Source organism: Polynucleobacter sp. QLW-P1DATA-2 (assembly GCF_001870365.1).
GTDB lineage: Bacteria > Pseudomonadota > Gammaproteobacteria > Burkholderiales > Burkholderiaceae > Polynucleobacter.
The window spans coordinates 23414-40754 of the sequence record NZ_LZMQ01000003.1; the positions used below are offsets into that span (position 1 = coordinate 23414).

General features: G+C 46.8%; 11 protein-coding genes and 1 tRNA gene. 6 read left to right on the plus strand and 6 right to left on the minus strand.

The annotated features are described in order from the left end of the window. Positions 1–38: 38 nt before the first annotated feature. Positions 39–115 (minus strand) — tRNA-Met (locus A9236_RS02690). A gap of 170 nt (positions 116–285) precedes the next feature. Between A9236_RS02690 and A9236_RS02695 the strand changes: the two genes are divergently transcribed. From A9236_RS02695 to radA, 3 genes are read left to right on the plus strand one after another with little or no spacing between them, the layout of a single operon-like run. Further along, positions 286–2226: a potassium transporter Kup gene (locus A9236_RS02695; RefSeq protein ID WP_083398911.1), complete on the plus strand. Its 1941-nt coding sequence runs from the start codon at positions 286–288 to the stop codon at positions 2224–2226. A gap of 44 nt (positions 2227–2270) precedes the next feature. Continuing rightward, on the plus strand, positions 2271–2732 hold the full coding sequence (locus A9236_RS02700; RefSeq protein WP_236638670.1) for a hypothetical protein: 462 nt from the start codon (positions 2271–2273) through the stop codon (positions 2730–2732). Positions 2733–2767: 35 nt separating this feature from the next. Then, on the plus strand, positions 2768–4132 hold the full coding sequence (radA, locus tag A9236_RS02705) for a DNA repair protein RadA (RefSeq protein ID WP_071467749.1): 1365 nt from the start codon (positions 2768–2770) through the stop codon (positions 4130–4132). A gap of 16 nt (positions 4133–4148) precedes the next feature. On the opposite strand, the gene prmB is transcribed toward radA, so the two are convergent. Genes prmB through dapD form a run of 3 tightly spaced genes read right to left on the minus strand, consistent with a single transcriptional unit; the run spans position 4149 to position 7078 of the window. Continuing rightward, on the minus strand, positions 4149–5045 hold the full coding sequence (gene prmB, locus A9236_RS02710) for a 50S ribosomal protein L3 N(5)-glutamine methyltransferase (protein ID WP_071467750.1): 897 nt from the start codon (positions 5043–5045) through the stop codon (positions 4149–4151). Positions 5046–5087: 42 nt separating this feature from the next. Next, complete coding sequence (gene dapE, locus A9236_RS02715; protein WP_071467751.1) at positions 5088–6239, minus strand: succinyl-diaminopimelate desuccinylase; 1152 nt, start codon at positions 6237–6239, stop codon at positions 5088–5090. Between the two features lie 11 nt (positions 6240–6250). Then, complete coding sequence (gene dapD / locus A9236_RS02720; protein WP_071467752.1) at positions 6251–7078, minus strand: 2,3,4,5-tetrahydropyridine-2,6-dicarboxylate N-succinyltransferase; 828 nt, start codon at positions 7076–7078, stop codon at positions 6251–6253. A gap of 174 nt (positions 7079–7252) precedes the next feature. Here dapD and smc point away from each other — a divergent pair, with 174 nt between their 5' ends. The 3 genes from smc to ligA are packed head-to-tail and all read left to right on the plus strand — an operon-like array spanning position 7253 to position 13870. Further along, positions 7253–10774, plus strand: a complete 3522-nt coding sequence (smc, locus tag A9236_RS02725; protein WP_071467753.1) for a chromosome segregation protein SMC — start codon at positions 7253–7255, stop codon at positions 10772–10774. Then, entirely contained in the window at positions 10775–11845 is a 1071-nt protein-coding gene (locus A9236_RS02730) for a cell division protein ZipA C-terminal FtsZ-binding domain-containing protein (RefSeq protein WP_236638671.1), read from the plus strand. Positions 11846–11854: 9 nt separating this feature from the next. Next, positions 11855–13870: an NAD-dependent DNA ligase LigA gene (gene ligA / locus A9236_RS02735; RefSeq protein ID WP_071467755.1), complete on the plus strand. Its 2016-nt coding sequence runs from the start codon at positions 11855–11857 to the stop codon at positions 13868–13870. A gap of 4 nt (positions 13871–13874) precedes the next feature. On the opposite strand, the gene A9236_RS02740 is transcribed toward ligA, so the two are convergent. Then, entirely contained in the window at positions 13875–16472 is a 2598-nt protein-coding gene (locus tag A9236_RS02740) for a [protein-PII] uridylyltransferase (protein WP_071467756.1), read from the minus strand. 4 nt (positions 16473–16476) lie between these two features. Next, complete coding sequence (gene map / locus A9236_RS02745; RefSeq protein WP_071467853.1) at positions 16477–17313, minus strand: type I methionyl aminopeptidase; 837 nt, start codon at positions 17311–17313, stop codon at positions 16477–16479. Between the last annotated feature and the right edge of the window lie 28 nt (positions 17314–17341).

Genomic DNA, 17341 nt, shown 5'->3' on the forward strand with positions numbered 1-17341 from the left:
AAAAGCCCTTAAAAATTAAGGGCTTAATGAATAAATCTTGGTTGCGGGGGCAGGATTTGAACCTACGACCTTCGGGTTATGAGCCCGACGAGCTGCCAGACTGCTCCACCCCGCGTCTGAAGCTGAAATTCTACCATTTTTTTGGACCTCTCTGTCGAGGTATTCCTGCGAAAGAAGCATAAATAAGCAGTTTTTAAGTGGAAATTTCAAATTTAATAGCTGCTGATAAGGAGTAACATATTGCCACGCAATATGTTGAATATTTAGCCTATAAAAGGATGATTCATGTCAGTTAGTAATCCTGAATTTTCGCAATCAGAAATATTACGCCCCGTGGATATACAAGGCTCAGACCATCACCAGAAAGGTGGCTTGGCGACATTGGCACTTGGCGCAATTGGTATTGTGTTTGGCGATATCGGCACTAGCCCGCTCTATGCTCTAAAAGTTTGCTTTGATCCTCAAAATGGCATTCCGATGACGCCGGATTCTATTTTTGGTGTGATCTCAATGATTTTTTGGTCATTCATTTTGGTGGTATCGCTCAAGTATTTATTGTTTGTGATGCGCGCAAATAATCACGGTGAGGGCGGTATTTTGTCTCTCATGGCGCTTGCTTTGCGAACCGCAAAGACCAATTCCAAGCGATCGATTGTGATCATGATCGTCGGCGTTTTGGGGGCCTGCCTTTTTTATGGCGATGCCGTGATTACGCCCGCCATTTCTGTACTCTCTGCTATTGAGGGCACCACTGTTGTATCTGATAGCTTTATCCCGTACGTACTGCCAATCACGATTGGGATTTTGTTGTGCCTGTTTTTGTTCGAGAAAAAAGGGACTTCAGTAGTGGGCGCGCTTTTTGGTCCTGTGATGTTGGTTTGGTTCGCTTCATTAGCTTTGATGGGCTTTAATCAGATTCAGGATGCGCCGCAAATTATTGCTGCTTTAAATCCGATTCACGCATTTAAATTTATGACTCAGGATGCTGGGATTGCTTTTGCAGTCACTGGATCAATCTTTTTGGTTCTGACTGGTGCTGAAGCTTTATATGCTGATATGGGTCATTTTGGAATTCGCCCAATCAAATACGGTTGGTTCTTGTTGGTAATGCCTTGTTTGCTGATTAATTATTTTGGTCAAGGAGCAATGCTCCTAGCCCATCCAGAAACAATTGCAAATCCATTCTTTCTGATGGTCCCAGAATCCTATACTTTTGCCCTGGTTGTATTGGCAACCTTGGCAACGGTCATCGCCTCTCAGGCCTGTATCTCTGGGGCTTACTCTATGACAAGCGAAGCTATCTTGCTTGGCTTTTTACCGCGCATGAAGATTGCATTTACTTCCGACAAAGAAAAAGGTCAGATATACGTGCCCTTTATTAATTGGGTGCTTTGCTTTGTGGTGATTGGTATTGTTTTGGCTTTCAAGAAGTCGGAAAACTTAGCCAATGCCTATGGGGTTGCTGTTTCGACCACGATGCTTTTAACTACTTTGTTGGCTGCGGTGGTAATGAAGGCCCTGTGGAAATGGAATTCTTTCCTAGTCGCCATCATCATTAGCTGCTTCTTGATTATTGATATTGGTTTCTTCACTGCTAATCTTGTCAAGTTACTTGAGGGTGGTTGGTTCCCGGTAGCGATTGCTTCGATCTGCTTCTTGTTGATGATGACTTGGTACCAGGGCCGTCAAATTGTTCGTAAACGCGTTCTCGACGAGGGAATTCGACTGGATACATTTATCACCAGCTTATTACAGAACCCGCCACATCGCGTTGAGGGCACTGCTATTTTCCTTACTGCCCATGTGGACTACCTTCCGGTCTCTTTTTTACATAACCTCAAACATAACCATATCCTGCATGATCGAGTCTTTTTCCTTAAATGCAGTATCTGGGACGTGCCTTATGTTAATGATGACCAAAGGCTTACCCTGAAAGAGTTGGGTCCAAACATTTATGTGGTCCGCGCAGTCTATGGATTTAAAGAAACTCCGGATGCCAATCAAATTTTGGCGCTGCTTGAAAGTCAGTTTGATTTGAAATTTGATTTGATGAATACTTCCTTCTTTCTTTCAAAAGACACAATTGTCCCAACTAGCTTGCCTGGCATGGCCATATGGCGTGAGCGCTTATTTGCTTGGATGTATCAAAATGCGGGCCGTCAATCTGATTTCTTCAAAATTCCAGCAAACCGTCTAGTTGAGTTGGGTGCTAAGGTGGAAATTTGAGGCAAGATATTTTTTCTTGCTCAAAAATATTCTCGGTAATATTTTTGTTCAGCGCCACTCTTAGTGGGCTTGCTTTAGCTACTCCTGCAGAAGAGGCTGAGCTCAAAAAATTAGACAAGATAGAGCAAGAATTAGAACTCCAACGCGACTGGGCTAAGTATCGTTGGGGTAAAGCCTCTTCAGAGTGTTATCAAAATTATTGGGTTAACTACTGTCTGCGTAGTGCGAGAGCTGATTATCGTAAGGAGATTGATCCGATCGGCGAGCAAGAACATGCATTGCATGAAGTGCAACGCAATTTACGTAAGAGTATTAAAGATCAGGATGATCAAAAGCGGATTGCGGAGCGTGCCTCCTCAGAAAAAGCAGCTGAACGAGTCGATAATCAACGTGAGTTCGAAGACAAGCAAAAAGCAGCAGCGGCTAGAGCGGCTGATTTGGAGCAACGTCGCAAAGATGCACCTAAACGCGCTCAAGAGAATAAAGCTGGCACTCAGCTCGATTAACCCCATTCGTTTCAATCTCATTTATTAGGCATCTCTTGGCTAAAGTCAAAACGGTTTACATCTGCCAGTCTTGTGGCGGCACTTCTGCAAAATGGCAGGGCCAATGCCCATCTTGCCAGTCTTGGAACACGATGGAAGAAGGGCTACCAGAGACAACATCGAATGCGCGTTTTCAAGGATTAGCGCAATCACTGCCAAGACAAAAGCTTTCCGCTATTACTGCTGAAGATTTGCCGAGGTTCAGTACTGGCGTGGAAGAGTTTGACCGCGTATTGGGCGGAGGCTTAGTTCCTGGTGGTGTTGTGCTTCTCGGTGGCGACCCGGGAATTGGTAAATCAACCCTCTTGTTGCAAGCACTAGCAGAAATGAGCTCTGCCGGTATGAATGTGCTCTACAGTAGTGGTGAAGAATCTGCAGCACAAATTGCCTTGCGTGCAAAACGGATTGCTTTGGATGCGCCACAACTTGAAGTCTTGGCAGAAATTCAGTTAGAGAAACTGATCTCCATTATGGATACCGTTAAACCTCAGGTATTGGTTGTGGACTCTATTCAGACTTTGTACTCTGAGGTGTTGAGTTCGGCCCCTGGTTCTGTGGCACAAGTAAGAGAGTGCGCTGCGCAATTGACGAGGGCGGCTAAATCTAGCGGTATCTGTGTATTGATGGTGGGTCACGTTACTAAAGATGGTCACTTGGCTGGCCCACGTGTTTTGGAGCATATTGTTGATACCGTGCTGTACTTTGAAGGCGATACGCATTCCTCATTTCGCTTGGTACGATCTATTAAGAATCGATTTGGTGCGGTGAATGAGCTCGGCGTATTTGCGATGACTGAAAAAGGTCTACGTGGCGTCACCAATCCATCCGCAATTTTCTTATCGCAACATGAGCAAATGGTTCCCGGCGCTTGTGTCTTGGTAACACAAGAAGGCAGCAGGCCGCTCTTGGTTGAAATTCAGGCGCTGGTAGATACGGCGCATGTACCCAATCCACGCCGCTTGGCAGTTGGTCTGGAGCAGGCGCGCTTGGCAATGCTTTTAGCAGTTTTACATCGTCATGCTGGAGTAGCGTGTTTTGATCAAGACGTTTTCTTAAATGCAGTAGGTGGCGTCAAGATCTCTGAGCCAGCCGCTGATTTGGCCGTGCTCTTAGCTATTCAGTCATCGATTCGCAATCGCGCATTACCTAAAGAACTGATTGTGTTTGGCGAGGTAGGCTTGGCTGGAGAGATACGACCATGCCCGCGTGGTCAAGAGCGCTTAAAAGAAGCAGCAAAACTTGGTTTCACCGTGGCAATCATTCCAAAAGCAAATATGCCCAAGACCAAAATTCCAGGCTTAAAAGTGATTCCCGTAGAGCGTATTGATCAAGCTATCGCAGCAGCGGCCGAGCTCAGTTAGTTCTTGCCTGATCCAATTAGCGCAGGTCTTCAGCCTGTATTAAAAGTACTTGCTCTTCGCCAGCAGATACTTCCATCCAGATTGCTGGAATTTGTGGGAAGGCTTTTTTAAAGTTCTCATACTCATTGCCGATTTCAAGCAGAATGGCGCCGCGTTCCGAAAGATAATCGGGTGCTTGCGCAATGATTCGCCGAATGAGATCCATGCCGTCATCCCCACCAGCGAGCGCAAGTACTGGCTCAGCATGATATTCAGCGGGAAGTGCACTCATTGAACTGGCATTTACATACGGTGGATTGCAAATAATGAGATCAAACAGGTTGTCTTCATTAGGCTCGGGCAAAGCATCCCAAAGATCACCATCTAAAAGCTCTACCTGTGAGTTCAAGTGGTGACGGTCAACGTTGCGTGCTGCAACGGAGAGGGCTGGCATGCTGATATCGCATGCGCTCACGTGAATATCTGGGCAGGAAAGCGCTAGCAAGATGGCTAAGGAGCCATTCCCAGTGCACAGGTCTAAGGCTTTGCCGTCTGCCGGCAGCCATGGCTCAAGGGAGCCATCCACAATCAGCTCTGCAATCCATGAGCGGGGAACAATACTCTGTTCGCTGCAAAAGAATGGCACACCCATTAGCCATGCTTCACCCAAGATATAGGCAAGGGGTTTACGGGTGGTAATTCTTTCCTCTGCAATCGCTAGCGCTTTTTGGTACTGTTCACTGGAGAGTATTTGCTCTAGATGATCTAAGGCTTCCGTAGGACTAAGGTCAATTTGCTTACTCACAATCCATAAAGCTTCGCTTTGCGCATCGATGGCACCATGCCCATAATGCAAATTTGCTGCCTCTAGTTTCTGAGCAATCTGATCGATGCACTGATTTACTGTAAGGGCTTGAGAAGGCTCAGGGTCCATGATGGATAAATTGGGTATTAGAAGAAAAGGGAGGTGGGCGGCTTAAGCAATAAGTTGCTCTAGCGTTTTGCGATAAATATTTTTGAGTGGCACGACATCATCAACAATGACGCACTCATCGATCTTATGGCTAGTGGCATTCAGTGGGCCAAACTCTACAACCTCTTTGCAGATCTTGGCAATAAAGCGACCATCGCTAGTGCCACCCGTAGTAGAAAGCTCAGTATCTACTTGAGTTTCTGCTTTGATTGCCTTGCGCAGAGCACCCGCAAGATCGCCGTCGCCGGTGATAAATGGACTACCACCTAAGACCCAGTCAATTTCAAAGTCTAGGCCAGCATTTTTGAGGATTGTTTCCAGACGTTCGCGCAGCTGCTCTGGTTTGCTCTCAGTAGAGAAGCGGAAATTGAAATCCACAACTAATTCACCGGGAATGACATTGTTTGCGCCAGTGCCTGCATGAACGTTTGAAATTTGAAAACTGGTTGGCTGAAAATATTCATTGCCTTTGTCCCACTCGGTTTCTACTAAGGTGGTAATTGCTGGAGCGGAAAGATGAATCGGATTTTTACCTAAGTGAGGGTAGGCAATATGTGCCTGAATACCCTTGACCTTGAGCTTGCCAGATAGCGAGCCGCGACGACCATTCTTAATCATATCGCCAAGTTGATCTACTGAAGTTGGCTCGCCGATAACGCAGTAGTCTAAGCGCTGACCATGCTTTTGAAGGCGCTCACACATGATGACAGTGCCATCATTCGCAGGCCCCTCTTCATCACTCGTAATTAAGAAGGCGATCGATCCCTCGTGATCAGGATGGGTGGTGACAAACTCTTCGGTGGCTACAACAAAACCAGCTAAAGAGGTTTTCATATCAGCAGCACCACGGCCGTAAAGCATGCCGTCGCGAATGGTTGGCGTGAATGGATTGCTCGTCCACTTATCTAGTGGACCTGTTGGTACAACATCGGTATGACCAGCAAACACGAGCACTTTGCCTTGATCGCCAGCTTTCCCTTTTTTGATCGCCCACAAGTTAGTTACTTGAAAGTGATCGGGTCCGCTCACAACACTTTCGGTGTGAAAGCCAATGGCTTGTAGGCGTTTGGCAATTAAATCTTGGCAGCCACCATCGGCTGGTGTAACAGAATGGCAGGAGATGAGAGCTTCAGTAAGCTCGAGAGTGGCGCTCATAGATAATTTGCTTAGTCGCGGAGAAGTTCGTTGATGGCAGTCTTGGCTCTAGTTTGTGCATCCACCTTCTTTACGATGATGGCAGCGTACAAACTGTATTTGCCACAAGCAGATGGAAGGGAGCCTGGAACCACTACGGAACCTGCAGGAACCCGTCCGTAATGTACTTCGCCAGTTTCACGGTCATAAATTTTGGTGCTTTGACCGATATAGACGCCCATGGAGAGAACAGCGTTTTCTTCAATAACAACCCCTTCGACGACCTCAGAACGGGCGCCAATAAAGCAGTTGTCTTCAATAATCACAGGACCAGCCTGAATTGGCTCCAAAACACCGCCAATACCTACGCCACCAGAAAGATGGACTTTTTTACCAATTTGAGCGCAAGAACCTACGGTTGCCCAGGTGTCGACCATGGTGCCATCGCCTACATAAGCGCCAATATTGACGTAAGAAGGCATTAAAACAGCATTTTTGCCAATAAATGAGCCACGGCGGGCCATTGCAGGGGGAACCACGCGGAAACCACCTGCGGCAAAATCCGCTGCTGTGTAGTTTTCAAACTTACTAGGAACTTTGTCGTAGAACTGGGTATAACCACCAGCGCCCATCGGTTTGTTGTCTTCTAGGCGGAATGAGAGCAAGACGGCTTTCTTAACCCATTGATTTACTTCCCACTTGCCGACATCACGGCGCTCGGCAACGCGAATAGTGCCTGCATTGAGGCCCTCTAAGACGGCGTTTACGGCCTCGCGGACGTCCGCTGGGGCACTATTGGGTGAGAGGTCTGCGCGGTTTTCCCAGGCTTGTTCGATGATGCTTTGTGGTGATTGGCTCATGCTTTTCAGTTAACTATCAGATTGTTAAGGGATTTTGTCCCTGGAGGTAGATTTATCATTATATCGATGGGGCAAAAAGGCGTCTAAGTAGCCTCAAGCTTGCTATCATCTTCCCACTTTAGATGTAATTTTTACCCCTTTATTTGAACCTCCTTTTTCCCTGCAAAGTACGCCGTGCAACTGAAATCCATCAAACTTTCCGGCTTTAAGTCTTTCGTTGACCCAACCCATTTTGAAATGCCTGGCCAATTAATTGGTGTTGTAGGCCCTAACGGTTGTGGAAAGTCGAACATTATTGATGCCGTCCGCTGGGTTTTGGGTGAATCCCGCGCTAGTGAACTACGCGGCGAATCTATGCAGGACGTTATTTTTAACGGCTCAGGATTGCGCAAGCCTTCTGGCCGCGCTAGTGTGGAACTCATTTTTGACAATACAGAAGGACGTGCTCAAGGACAGTGGGGCGCTTTTACAGAATTGGGTATTAAACGTGTTCTAACTCGTGATGGAAATTCGAGTTACTACGTTAATAATCAAGTTGTTCGCCGTAAAGATATTCAAGATATTTTCTTGGGTACAGGTATGGGTCCAAGAGGCTATGCCATTATTGGTCAAGGTACGATCAATCGCATCCTAGAATCAAAACCAGAAGAATTGCGTGTGTTCTTAGAAGAAGCAGCTGGTGTTTCTAAATACAAAGAACGTCGCAAAGAAACTGCCTCTCGTTTAGAGGACACAGTTGAAAATTTGACTCGCGTTGAAGATATCTTGCGTGAGTTGGATCAACAGCTCACTCGCCTGGAAAAACAAGCCACTGTTGCCGAGCGTCATGCAGAGCTTTCAACTCTGATGAAATCGCAGCAACAGCTACTCTGGTTTGTTCGCCAAACTGAGGCCGGTAAAGAGCAGGAGCGCCATGCGAATGGTATTCGGGATACTCAGGTAGGGCTTGAGGAGCAGACCGCTAAGCTACGCCATGCCGAGGCTGAGCTGGAGACTATGCGTACCCAACAATACGCATTGCAAGACAAGGTATCAGAGGCCCAAGGCGAGCTTTATCAAACGAACTCTGATGTTAGTCAAGTTGAGTCACAGATTCATTACGTGCAAGAAGCACGTCAACGCTTACAACAACAAACCCAAGATTTGCAAGCGCAGTTGCAGCGCTGGACCGTGCAAGAGACGGATGCTGCTCAAGCGCAGCGCACTGCTGAATATGAGTTAAGCGAAGCTTCAGAAAAAGAACAAACTTTATTGGCAGGCTTAAGTGGTTTACAAGAGCAAATGCCAGGATGCGAAGAGGCTTATCAAACGGCTTCACGGGATTTAAATCATGCGCGCGAAACATTGGCAACGATTGAGCAGCGCCTTGCTAGTTTGGGTGAGCGTATTCGTGCAATGTCAGCTCAATCTGATGAACTTAAAGGGCGTGAAACACGCTTGACAGGTGAGTTGGATGGAATGCGCAGACCGGATGCAGAAGCTTTGCAAATGGCGATGGATCGTCACACTATGGCGCAACGCAAGGTGGAAGAAGCAAAGCAGCGTGCTGGCGAAACACAACAACGTGTACCTGCCGCTGATGAGGCTCGTAATACTGCCCAACAAAAAATCCAGGCTGCTAACCAAGAGTTGGCACAGACTGAGGCAAAACTCACTGCATTAACTGCTTTGCAAGCAAGCGTTCAAGCCCAAGGCAAGATTGGTCCATGGCTAGAAAGTAAGGGTCTCAAAGAAAGTAAGCGTCTCTGGCAAGAGCTCAAGGTAGAGAGTGGCTGGGAAGCTGCTCTAGAGTCAGTCTTGCGTGAACGCCTGGCGGCAGTTACCGCAAAGAGCGTTCAAGAAACATTGGCATTGGCCAATGATGCGCCCCCAAGCCGCTTAGCCATTTTGCTGGCCGATGAAATTACGCCTGCGCACACTACAGTCCCAGCAGATTTCACGCCTTTGTTGAGCCGCGTTCAAAGTGCTGGCGCACCAAGGTTAACTTCAGTGCTGCAAGAATGGCTAGACAATATTTATATTGCTAGCAGCTTAGAAGATGCATTGCACCGCCGTGAAAAATTACCAGCAGGTGGTGCGTTCGTAACTCAACAAGGTCACTTGGTTAGTCGCGTTGGTGTTCAGTTGTATGCAGCAGACTCTGAGCAAGCGGGCATGTTGGCGCGCGCTCAAGAGATGGAAAGTCTTGAGAAGCAGTTGCGCGCACAAAAACTCATGCAAAGTGAATTGCAAGGCGAGTTGGATCAATGCGTTGCTAACTATCAAGCAGCTCATCAAGCGGCAGAACAAGCCCGCATTAACGCTGAGCAGGCTGTTCAAGAGGCACATGGTTTTGAGGTGGAAAGAATGCAGTTGACTCAAGCTGAAGAGCAGTACAGTCAACGCGCTGCACAAATTCAGGGTGAGTTAAGTGAGCTGCGCCAGCAAGGGGAGCAGCTAAGCCTGACTCAAGAGCAGGCTAATGAAGAGTTAGCGCAATCGGAAGAGTCTAAACAAGGCTTCCAAGAAGCACTGGCAACCGCTCAAGAAAAATTAGAACTCTCGACCCAAGAACGAGATCGTTTACGTGAATCATTACGGGTTTCTGAGATGGCTGCGCAAGAGGCAGCTTTTGCAACCCGCTCATTGCAACAGCGCATTGCTGACTTGCAGCGTGATCAAAGTACAGCTCGCACACAGATCATGGAGATTCAAGATAAACATGATCTAGCTACTAAAGAGCTCGAGACTTTAAGTGACGAAGAGGCGCAAGATAAGTTACAAGGTCTTTTACTTGCCCGTAGCGCTCGTGAGGCTGCTTTGGCAAATGCCCGTACTGAGCAAGACGCCTTATTGCATCAATTGCGTGAAGCGGATGAAGCGCGTATGCAGGTTGAGCGCAGCTTACAGCCTATGCGTGACAAGGTGGTGGATTTGCAGCTCCGTGAACAAGCAGCTCGTTTAAATTTCGAGCAATTTGCTACTTTATTAGCGGATGCAGAAGCAGACTTGATTGCTTTGGAAGCGAATTTCAGTCCTGACCTTAAAGTAGGCGCCTTGCAAACTGAAGTCAATCGTTTGAGTTCAGAAATCCAGTCTTTAGGCCCAGTAAATATGGCCGCGCTTGATGAATTGTCTAGCTCACGTGAGCGTAAACAATTCTTGGATGCCCAATCCGCTGACTTGAATGAAGCAATGCAGACTTTGACTGACGCTATTGCGAAGATCGATGCCGAGACTCGTGATTTGTTGCAAGGCACTTTTGATCAAGTAAACAGCCACTTTGGCAAACTGTTCCCCGAGCTGTTTGGTGGTGGCCATGCAGAATTGGTGATGACTGGTGAAGAGATTTTGGACTCCGGTGTACAAGTGATGGCTCAACCTCCAGGCAAGAAAAATAGCAGCATTTACTTGCTCTCAGGTGGTGAAAAAGCATTGACTGCTATTGCTCTGGTCTTCTCACTATTCCTCCTGAACCCAGCCCCATTCTGCTTATTAGATGAGGTGGATGCGCCATTAGATGATGCAAATACCTTGCGCTATGCTCAGCTAGTTGCCAAAATGTCAGATAAGACACAGTTTTTGTTTATCTCGCACAACAAGATCACTATGGAAATCGCTAATCAACTGATTGGTGTCACGATGCAAGAGCAAGGCGTATCCCGCATTGTTGCTGTGGACATTTCTTCAGCCGTTTCAATGGTGGAGGCTGCCTAAGTGTACGTAGAACAAATCATGACGATGCTGGGACTGTCTGATTTGCAATTTGCTTTGGCTGCAATCGGGTTATTGATCTTGATTGTAGTAGCAATCTTGAATTTCAAATACTCACGTGCTCGTCGTAAGGCAAAAGAGCAGAACCAATATGCTACGGATGAGCGTTTTGCTCGTGAGCCCAGTTTTGGGCAGGGTTTTGCAGATGCTGGCGAACGTGCAGAACCTAGTTTTGGTGAACCATTATCGAGCGCTACAAGCACTCCCGAAAAATTTGTAATTGATCCTCGTATTGATTGCGTCATAACACTCCGGTTTGATGAGAGTATCAGCGGCGCAGAAATCTTGGCAGAAATTTCTGCTTGGAATGATTTGCATGGAAAGCCATCCGCAAGGTGGATATGTGAAGGCTTAAATGCTGACCAAGATGCCGCTGAAGACTGGGAAGAGTTAAAGCCAGAATCAACTTATTCTGAGCTCCAGCTCGCCATTCAGTTAGCTGGCCGTCGCGGCGCTATTGGTGTTTTAGAGTTATCTGATTTTTGCTCTCGCGCACAAGCGCTTGCTGATACCTTGGGTTCTCAAATAGATATGCCTAGTGTTAATACTATGCTGGAAAGTGCCAAAGAGTTAGATGTGATGGCGGCAGATAGCGATATTCAGTTGAGTATCAATGTGCTGTTTGATGAGTCTTGTCCTTGGGGCAATTTTGATGCCCTAATGCGTCAACGCGGATTCAAATTGGCTCGTAACGGTAGGTATTATGAGTTTCACAGTAACGGTAAATCCATCTTTAATAGCGCTGACTTAGATCCCAATAAGCCTGTTACTCAACTCACACTACTTCTAGAAGTTCCCTTGGTGCGGCAAGATGATCGCGCCTTTGAAAGAATGTTGGGTGAGGGTGTTGAGATTGCTCAGGTCGCCAATGGCCGTTTGGTTGATGACAATGGAATTAATTTAAGCGAGGCAGCAGTCATTAGTATTCGTCAGCACTTGGATGTGCTCTATGCCAATCTTGAGAGATACGGCATTCCAGCAGGCTCTTCAACAGCTAGCAGACTATTTAGTTAAGGAATTATCTTGTCGTCTAATAGTCCGACAAATTTAGCGGAGCGTTACGCATTTTTACAAGCCGAGCTTGCCCGTCTTGAGCATGCATATTACGTTTTAGATAATCCACTCCTTCCCGATATTGAATACGATCGACTCTATCGTGAGTTATTGGAGATTGAAGCGAATCACCCTGAGTGGGTAACATCAGAGTCACTTTCTCAAAGAGTGGGCGGTGCAGCCTTAAAAGAATTTGATTCAGTTACCCATCAAGTGCCGATGCTTTCACTCAATAACGCATTTGAGGACGCAGAACTGATTGCCTTTGATCGACGTTGTCGAGAGGCTTTGCATGCAGATCATGTGACCTATGCTGGAGAGCTGAAGTTTGATGGCTTAGCTATTTCCCTTCGTTATGAAAATGGCTTATTGGTCACCGCAGCAACCCGGGGCGACGGTGCCAGCGGCGAGGACGTTACGGCAAATATCAAAACTATTCGCGCTATTCCACTGAAGTTAACAGGTAAGCATATTCCTCAAGTTTTAGAAGTTCGTGGTGAAGTCTTTATGTATCTCAAAGATTTCCAAAAAATGAATCAACAGGCGGCGGCTACAGGTGAAAAAGAGTTTGCCAATCCTCGTAATGCTGCTGCAGGTAGCCTGCGCCAACTAGATTCCAAGATCACCGCCAAAAGACCACTTTCTTTCTTTGCCTATGGCCTAGGCGCCCTTGAGCCACAGTCTTGGTTGCCCAAAACACATGAAGAATTGCTTAATGCTTATGCAGAATTAGGTTTGCCAGTATGTGCAGAGCGTAAAGTGCTGCACTCCGTAAATGAAATCTTAGCCTTCTATAACGAGATTGGCGCTAAGCGTAATTCCTTGCCATATGACATTGATGGGGTTGTTTATAAAGTCAATTCATTTGCAGAACAAGCAAAGCTTGGCTTTGTATCTAGGGCTCCACGTTTTGCCTTGGCACATAAATATCCAGCTCAAGAGGCATTGACTACTGTTTTGGGAATTGATGTACAGGTAGGTCGTACGGGCGCAATTACTCCAGTAGCAAGGCTAGCTCCAGTCGAAGTGGGTGGTGTCACTGTTACCAATGCTACGTTGCACAACGAAGATGAAGTCAAACGCAAGGATGTGCGCATTGGTGATACTGTTTCAGTGCGTAGGGCAGGAGACGTCATTCCTGAGGTGGTATCAGTGATTAAAGATCGCCGACCAATAGATGCGCTAGAGTTTGTCATGCCTACCCGCTGTCCGGTTTGCGATTCTCATATTGAGCGCTTAGCTGATGAGGCGGTAGCGCGATGCAGTGGTGGATTATTTTGTGGTGCACAACGTAAGCAAGCGTTAATTCACTTTGCTCATAGAAGGGCGCTTGATATTGAGGGTCTAGGTGAGAAGATTGTGGATCAATTAGTGGATCAAAATCTCGTTAGAACACCAGCAGATCTCTATAGGTTGGGATTTTCTGCCTTAGCAAATCTAGAGCGCATGGGCGAGAAGTCAGCAGACAATCTGATTCAGGCAATTAACCAATCCAGAAATACCACTCTAGCTAGATTTATCTTCGCTTTGGGTATTCGTCATGTGGGCGAGACTACTGCAAAGGATTTGGCCAACCACTATCAGTCCATGCATGCCCTCATGGATGCCAGCATGGACGACCTACTGACTGTGAAGGACGTTGGCCCAGTAGTAGCAGACTCCATTACGAGTTTTATGGAAGAAGCACATAACCGTGAGGTGATTGAACAACTTCTCGCATCTGGAATGCAGCTTGCTGTTGAGGAAAAAATCATTAGTGCAGCAGTAGCAGGCAAAACATTTGTCCTAACGGGAACTTTTCCAACCCTCACAAGAGATGAAGCTAAAGATCTACTTGAAAAAGCAGGGGCCAAAGTGGCAGGCTCAGTTTCTAAGAGGACGGATTATGTCGTTGCGGGCACAGATGCTGGTAGCAAGCTCACCAAAGCAGAAGAGTTGGGTGTGCCAGTGATTGATGAAGCCGCAATGCTGGATTTATTGAAATAAGGGATTAAGCCCCTAAAGCTTCCAACAACTCTGTCTCAAGCTGGATCTGTAGCTTTGGATTCTTGCCCAAGTTAGCAGCATCTAAAAGAAGAATGTCTTCCACTCGCTCACCAAGAGTATTAATCCTTGCTGTATGAATCGATACTTGATGTTTGGCTAACACTCTAGAGATGGTGTAGAGCAGGCCTGTACGATCACTCGCAGAGAGAGCCAGGGTGTAATAGCGACCCCGGTCATCTGGAACCATGTGAACCCGCGGTTGAATTGGGAAGGTGCGTGACTGCCGAGAGAGGCGACCCATGCTTGGGTTGGGTAGTGGATCTGCGGTTGTTAATGCTTGTGTTAATTCAAACTCAACCAGTTGAATGAGATCGCGATAACTACCGCCTTCATCAACTAGATTGCTACCAGAGATTTGGAAGGTATCAAGAGCGTAGCCATGGCGAGTCGTATGAATGCGGGCATCCCAAATTGAGAATCCATGTCTTTCAAAGTAGGCGCAGATTCTGGCAAAAAGATCTTCTTGGTCTTTAACATAGACAGCTATCTGCAAACCTTCGCCAATAGGTGATAGTCTTGCTCTCACAATCGGCTCATCGCTATTTACTTTGTTATAAAGATGGCGAGTTAACCAAGCAATGTCTGATGAGTCTTGCCTGAGGAAGAATGCAACATCTAATTGTTTCCATAACTCCTCATAGGACTCATCGTTAATGCCATAAAGACGGAGTTTGGTTTTGGACTCTTCTTGGTGTTGAGCTAGCTCTGAGTTGGCATCTGGTTTCGCACCGCCTAATACTCTCAGAGTTGCGCGATAGAGGTCCTCTAGTAATTTGCCTTTCCAAGCATTCCAAACTTTAGGGCTGGTGCCGCGGACATCTGCAACCGTAAGAAGGTAGAGTGCAGTGAGGTGGCGCTCATCGCCGACTTTCTTGGCAAAGGCTCTAATCACATCTGGATCAGTAATATCTTGCTTCTGGGCCACCTGACTCATATTTAGATGCTCTGCAACAAGCCACACTAAAAGTTCAGTGTCTTGTTTATCTAGGCCATGATCTTTTGCAAACTTGCGTGTGTCGGCTTTCCCCAGTTGAGAGTGATCCCCGCCGCGCCCTTTGGCGATATCGTGAAATAGCGCTGCAATCACGAGTAACCAAGGTTTCTCAAAATGGGCAATGAGGCCACTGCAAAAAGGAAACTCATGGGTATATTCCACCACCATGAAACGACGGACATTCCGCAAGACCATCAAAATATGCTGATCGACTGTGTATATGTGAAATAAGTCGTGCTGCATTTGCCCAACAATTCTTCTAAAGGCAGGCAAACACCTTCCTAAGACGCTACTGCGATTCATGAGTTGGAATGCGCGGCTGACACCTTCAGGCTGCTTAAGGATCTCAATAAATAAGGCGCGATTAACGGGGTTGGCACGCCACTTGCTATCCATTTTTTGACGAGCGTTGTATAGCGCTCTAAAGATAGTGGCAGAAAGACTCTTGACGTTAGCGGTTTGTGCAAAAACTAAGAAGGTTCGCAAAATTTGCTCGGGGTGCTTCTGAAACAGTTGTGGATCAGTGATATCCAAGACGCCTTGACGCTCAATGAAGAACTCATTCCCCTCACCAGGGATGGGAAGTATCGTTTTTGATTCTTGTGGAAACAGCAGGGCCTCAATGTTTTGCATCAATACATCGTTTAGCTGGGTAACGGCTTTTGCTGCCCAGTAGTAGCGACGCATGATCGCTTCGCTAGCCTGGCGTGATGAGTCAGTTTCAATACCCATGACTTTGGCAAGGGGTGCCTGCAAGTCAAAAGCAATGACGTCTTGACGCCGACCAGCTAGTAGATGCAGATTAGCCCTAAGGGTTTCTAGAAAACGTTGGTTACGGTTTAATTCCGTAAGCTCACGCTGCGTCACTAAACCTGCTTGGTTTAGGTCTTTAAAGGTGTCACCGAGTAAAGCCGCTTTACTGACCCAAGAAATAACCTGTAAATCACGTAAACCACCAGGGCTTTCTTTGCAGTTGGGCTCAAGAGAATAGGGGGTGTTCTGATGCTTGTAATGCCGCTGAATTTGTTCTGCCTGTTTTGCTTGGAAGAATATCTTTGGGTCCATCGCAGATTCAAAGGCAGTAGCAAACTCTTTAAAAAGTATTTTCATGCCGCAGATGAGGCGCGCCTCAAGCAAAGAAGTGCGCACGGTAATATCTTGTTCGGATTCAGAGATACATTCAGCAACAGTTCTGACTGAGGAGCCAATCTCCAGTCCGGTATCCCAGCAGCTAGCAACGAATTGCTCCACTTTTGCTGATAGGGACTCAGCTGACTTAACATCTGCTGGAAGCAAGATCAAGATATCAATATCAGAGTAAGGAAATAGGGCGCCCCTACCGAAGCCGCCAACCGCTACCAAAGTAGCTTCATTATTTAAGCCACAGTTATTCCATAGTTGACTTAGCAGTTGGTCAGTCAGTTTGCTAAGTTGCTTAGTGAGTTTTCCAACGGCCTGAGTTTGCTTGAATTCAGCGTACGCAATTTCTCGGGCAGCACGCAATCCAGCAGCATCAGTAATTTTGTTTGTCACTGGAGGCTTGCTCATCAATTTAGATGTTGGCTACAGCAGGCCCAAAAGCAAGGCCTTTAACGCAATCAGGCGGAGGATTGCTGCCTTCTGACCAGGTCAATACTTCAACACCACTTGAAGTTACCAGAAGCGTATGTTCCCATTGAGCAGAGAGGCTGCGATCTTTGGTTTTAACCGTCCATTGATCCGGCATCGTGCGAATATCTCGACGACCAGCATTAATCATTGGCTCAATGGTGAATGTCATGCCGGCTTGTAGTTTTTCACCGGTTCCTGGTCGACCATAATGCAGAATCTGAGGATCTTGATGAAATACTTTTCCGATGCCGTGACCACAATATTCACGGACAACCGAATAACCCGCTTTTTCTGCATGCGTTTGTATCACGTGACCAATGTCACCCAGTGAGGCGCCGGGTTTGACTTGAGCTATACCAAGCCACATACATTCAAAAGTAATTTGGGTTAGGCGCTTTGCCATGACTGATACTTCACCAACCATAAACATGCGGCTGGTATCACCATAGTAACCATCTGGAGTGATGACGGTGATATCTAGATTTACTACGTCACCATTTTTAAGAACTTTTTCTCCAGGAATGCCATGACAAATCACATCGTTCACTGAAGTACAAATCGATGCAGGAAAGGGTGGGTAGCCAGGAGGTTGGTAATTTAGTGGCGCGGGAATTGTTTTTTGAACATCACGCATATATTCATGGCAAATCCGATCTAGTTCGCCAGTAGTTACCCCAGCAACAACGTGGGGGCTTACATGGTCCAACACCTCGCTGGCCAAACGGCCGGCTTCTCGCATCCCTTGGATGTCTTTTTCTGCAGTAAATACACTATTCATTCCTTGATTATCAACGACTTGAGTCCCT

Coding starts and splice junctions, on each gene's coding strand:
- A9236_RS02695 (WP_083398911.1), top strand. CDS start 286: ATGTCAGTTAGTAATCCTGAATTTTCGCAATCAGAAATATTACGCCCC.
- prmB (WP_071467750.1), bottom strand. CDS start 5,045: ATGGACCCTGAGCCTTCTCAAGCCCTTACAGTAAATCAGTGCATCGAT.
- dapE (WP_071467751.1), bottom strand. CDS start 6,239: ATGAGCGCCACTCTCGAGCTTACTGAAGCTCTCATCTCCTGCCATTCT.
- dapD (WP_071467752.1), bottom strand. CDS start 7,078: ATGAGCCAATCACCACAAAGCATCATCGAACAAGCCTGGGAAAACCGC.
- A9236_RS02740 (WP_071467756.1), bottom strand. CDS start 16,472: ATGAGCAAGCCTCCAGTGACAAACAAAATTACTGATGCTGCTGGATTG.
- map (WP_071467853.1), bottom strand. CDS start 17,313: ATGAATAGTGTATTTACTGCAGAAAAAGACATCCAAGGGATGCGAGAA.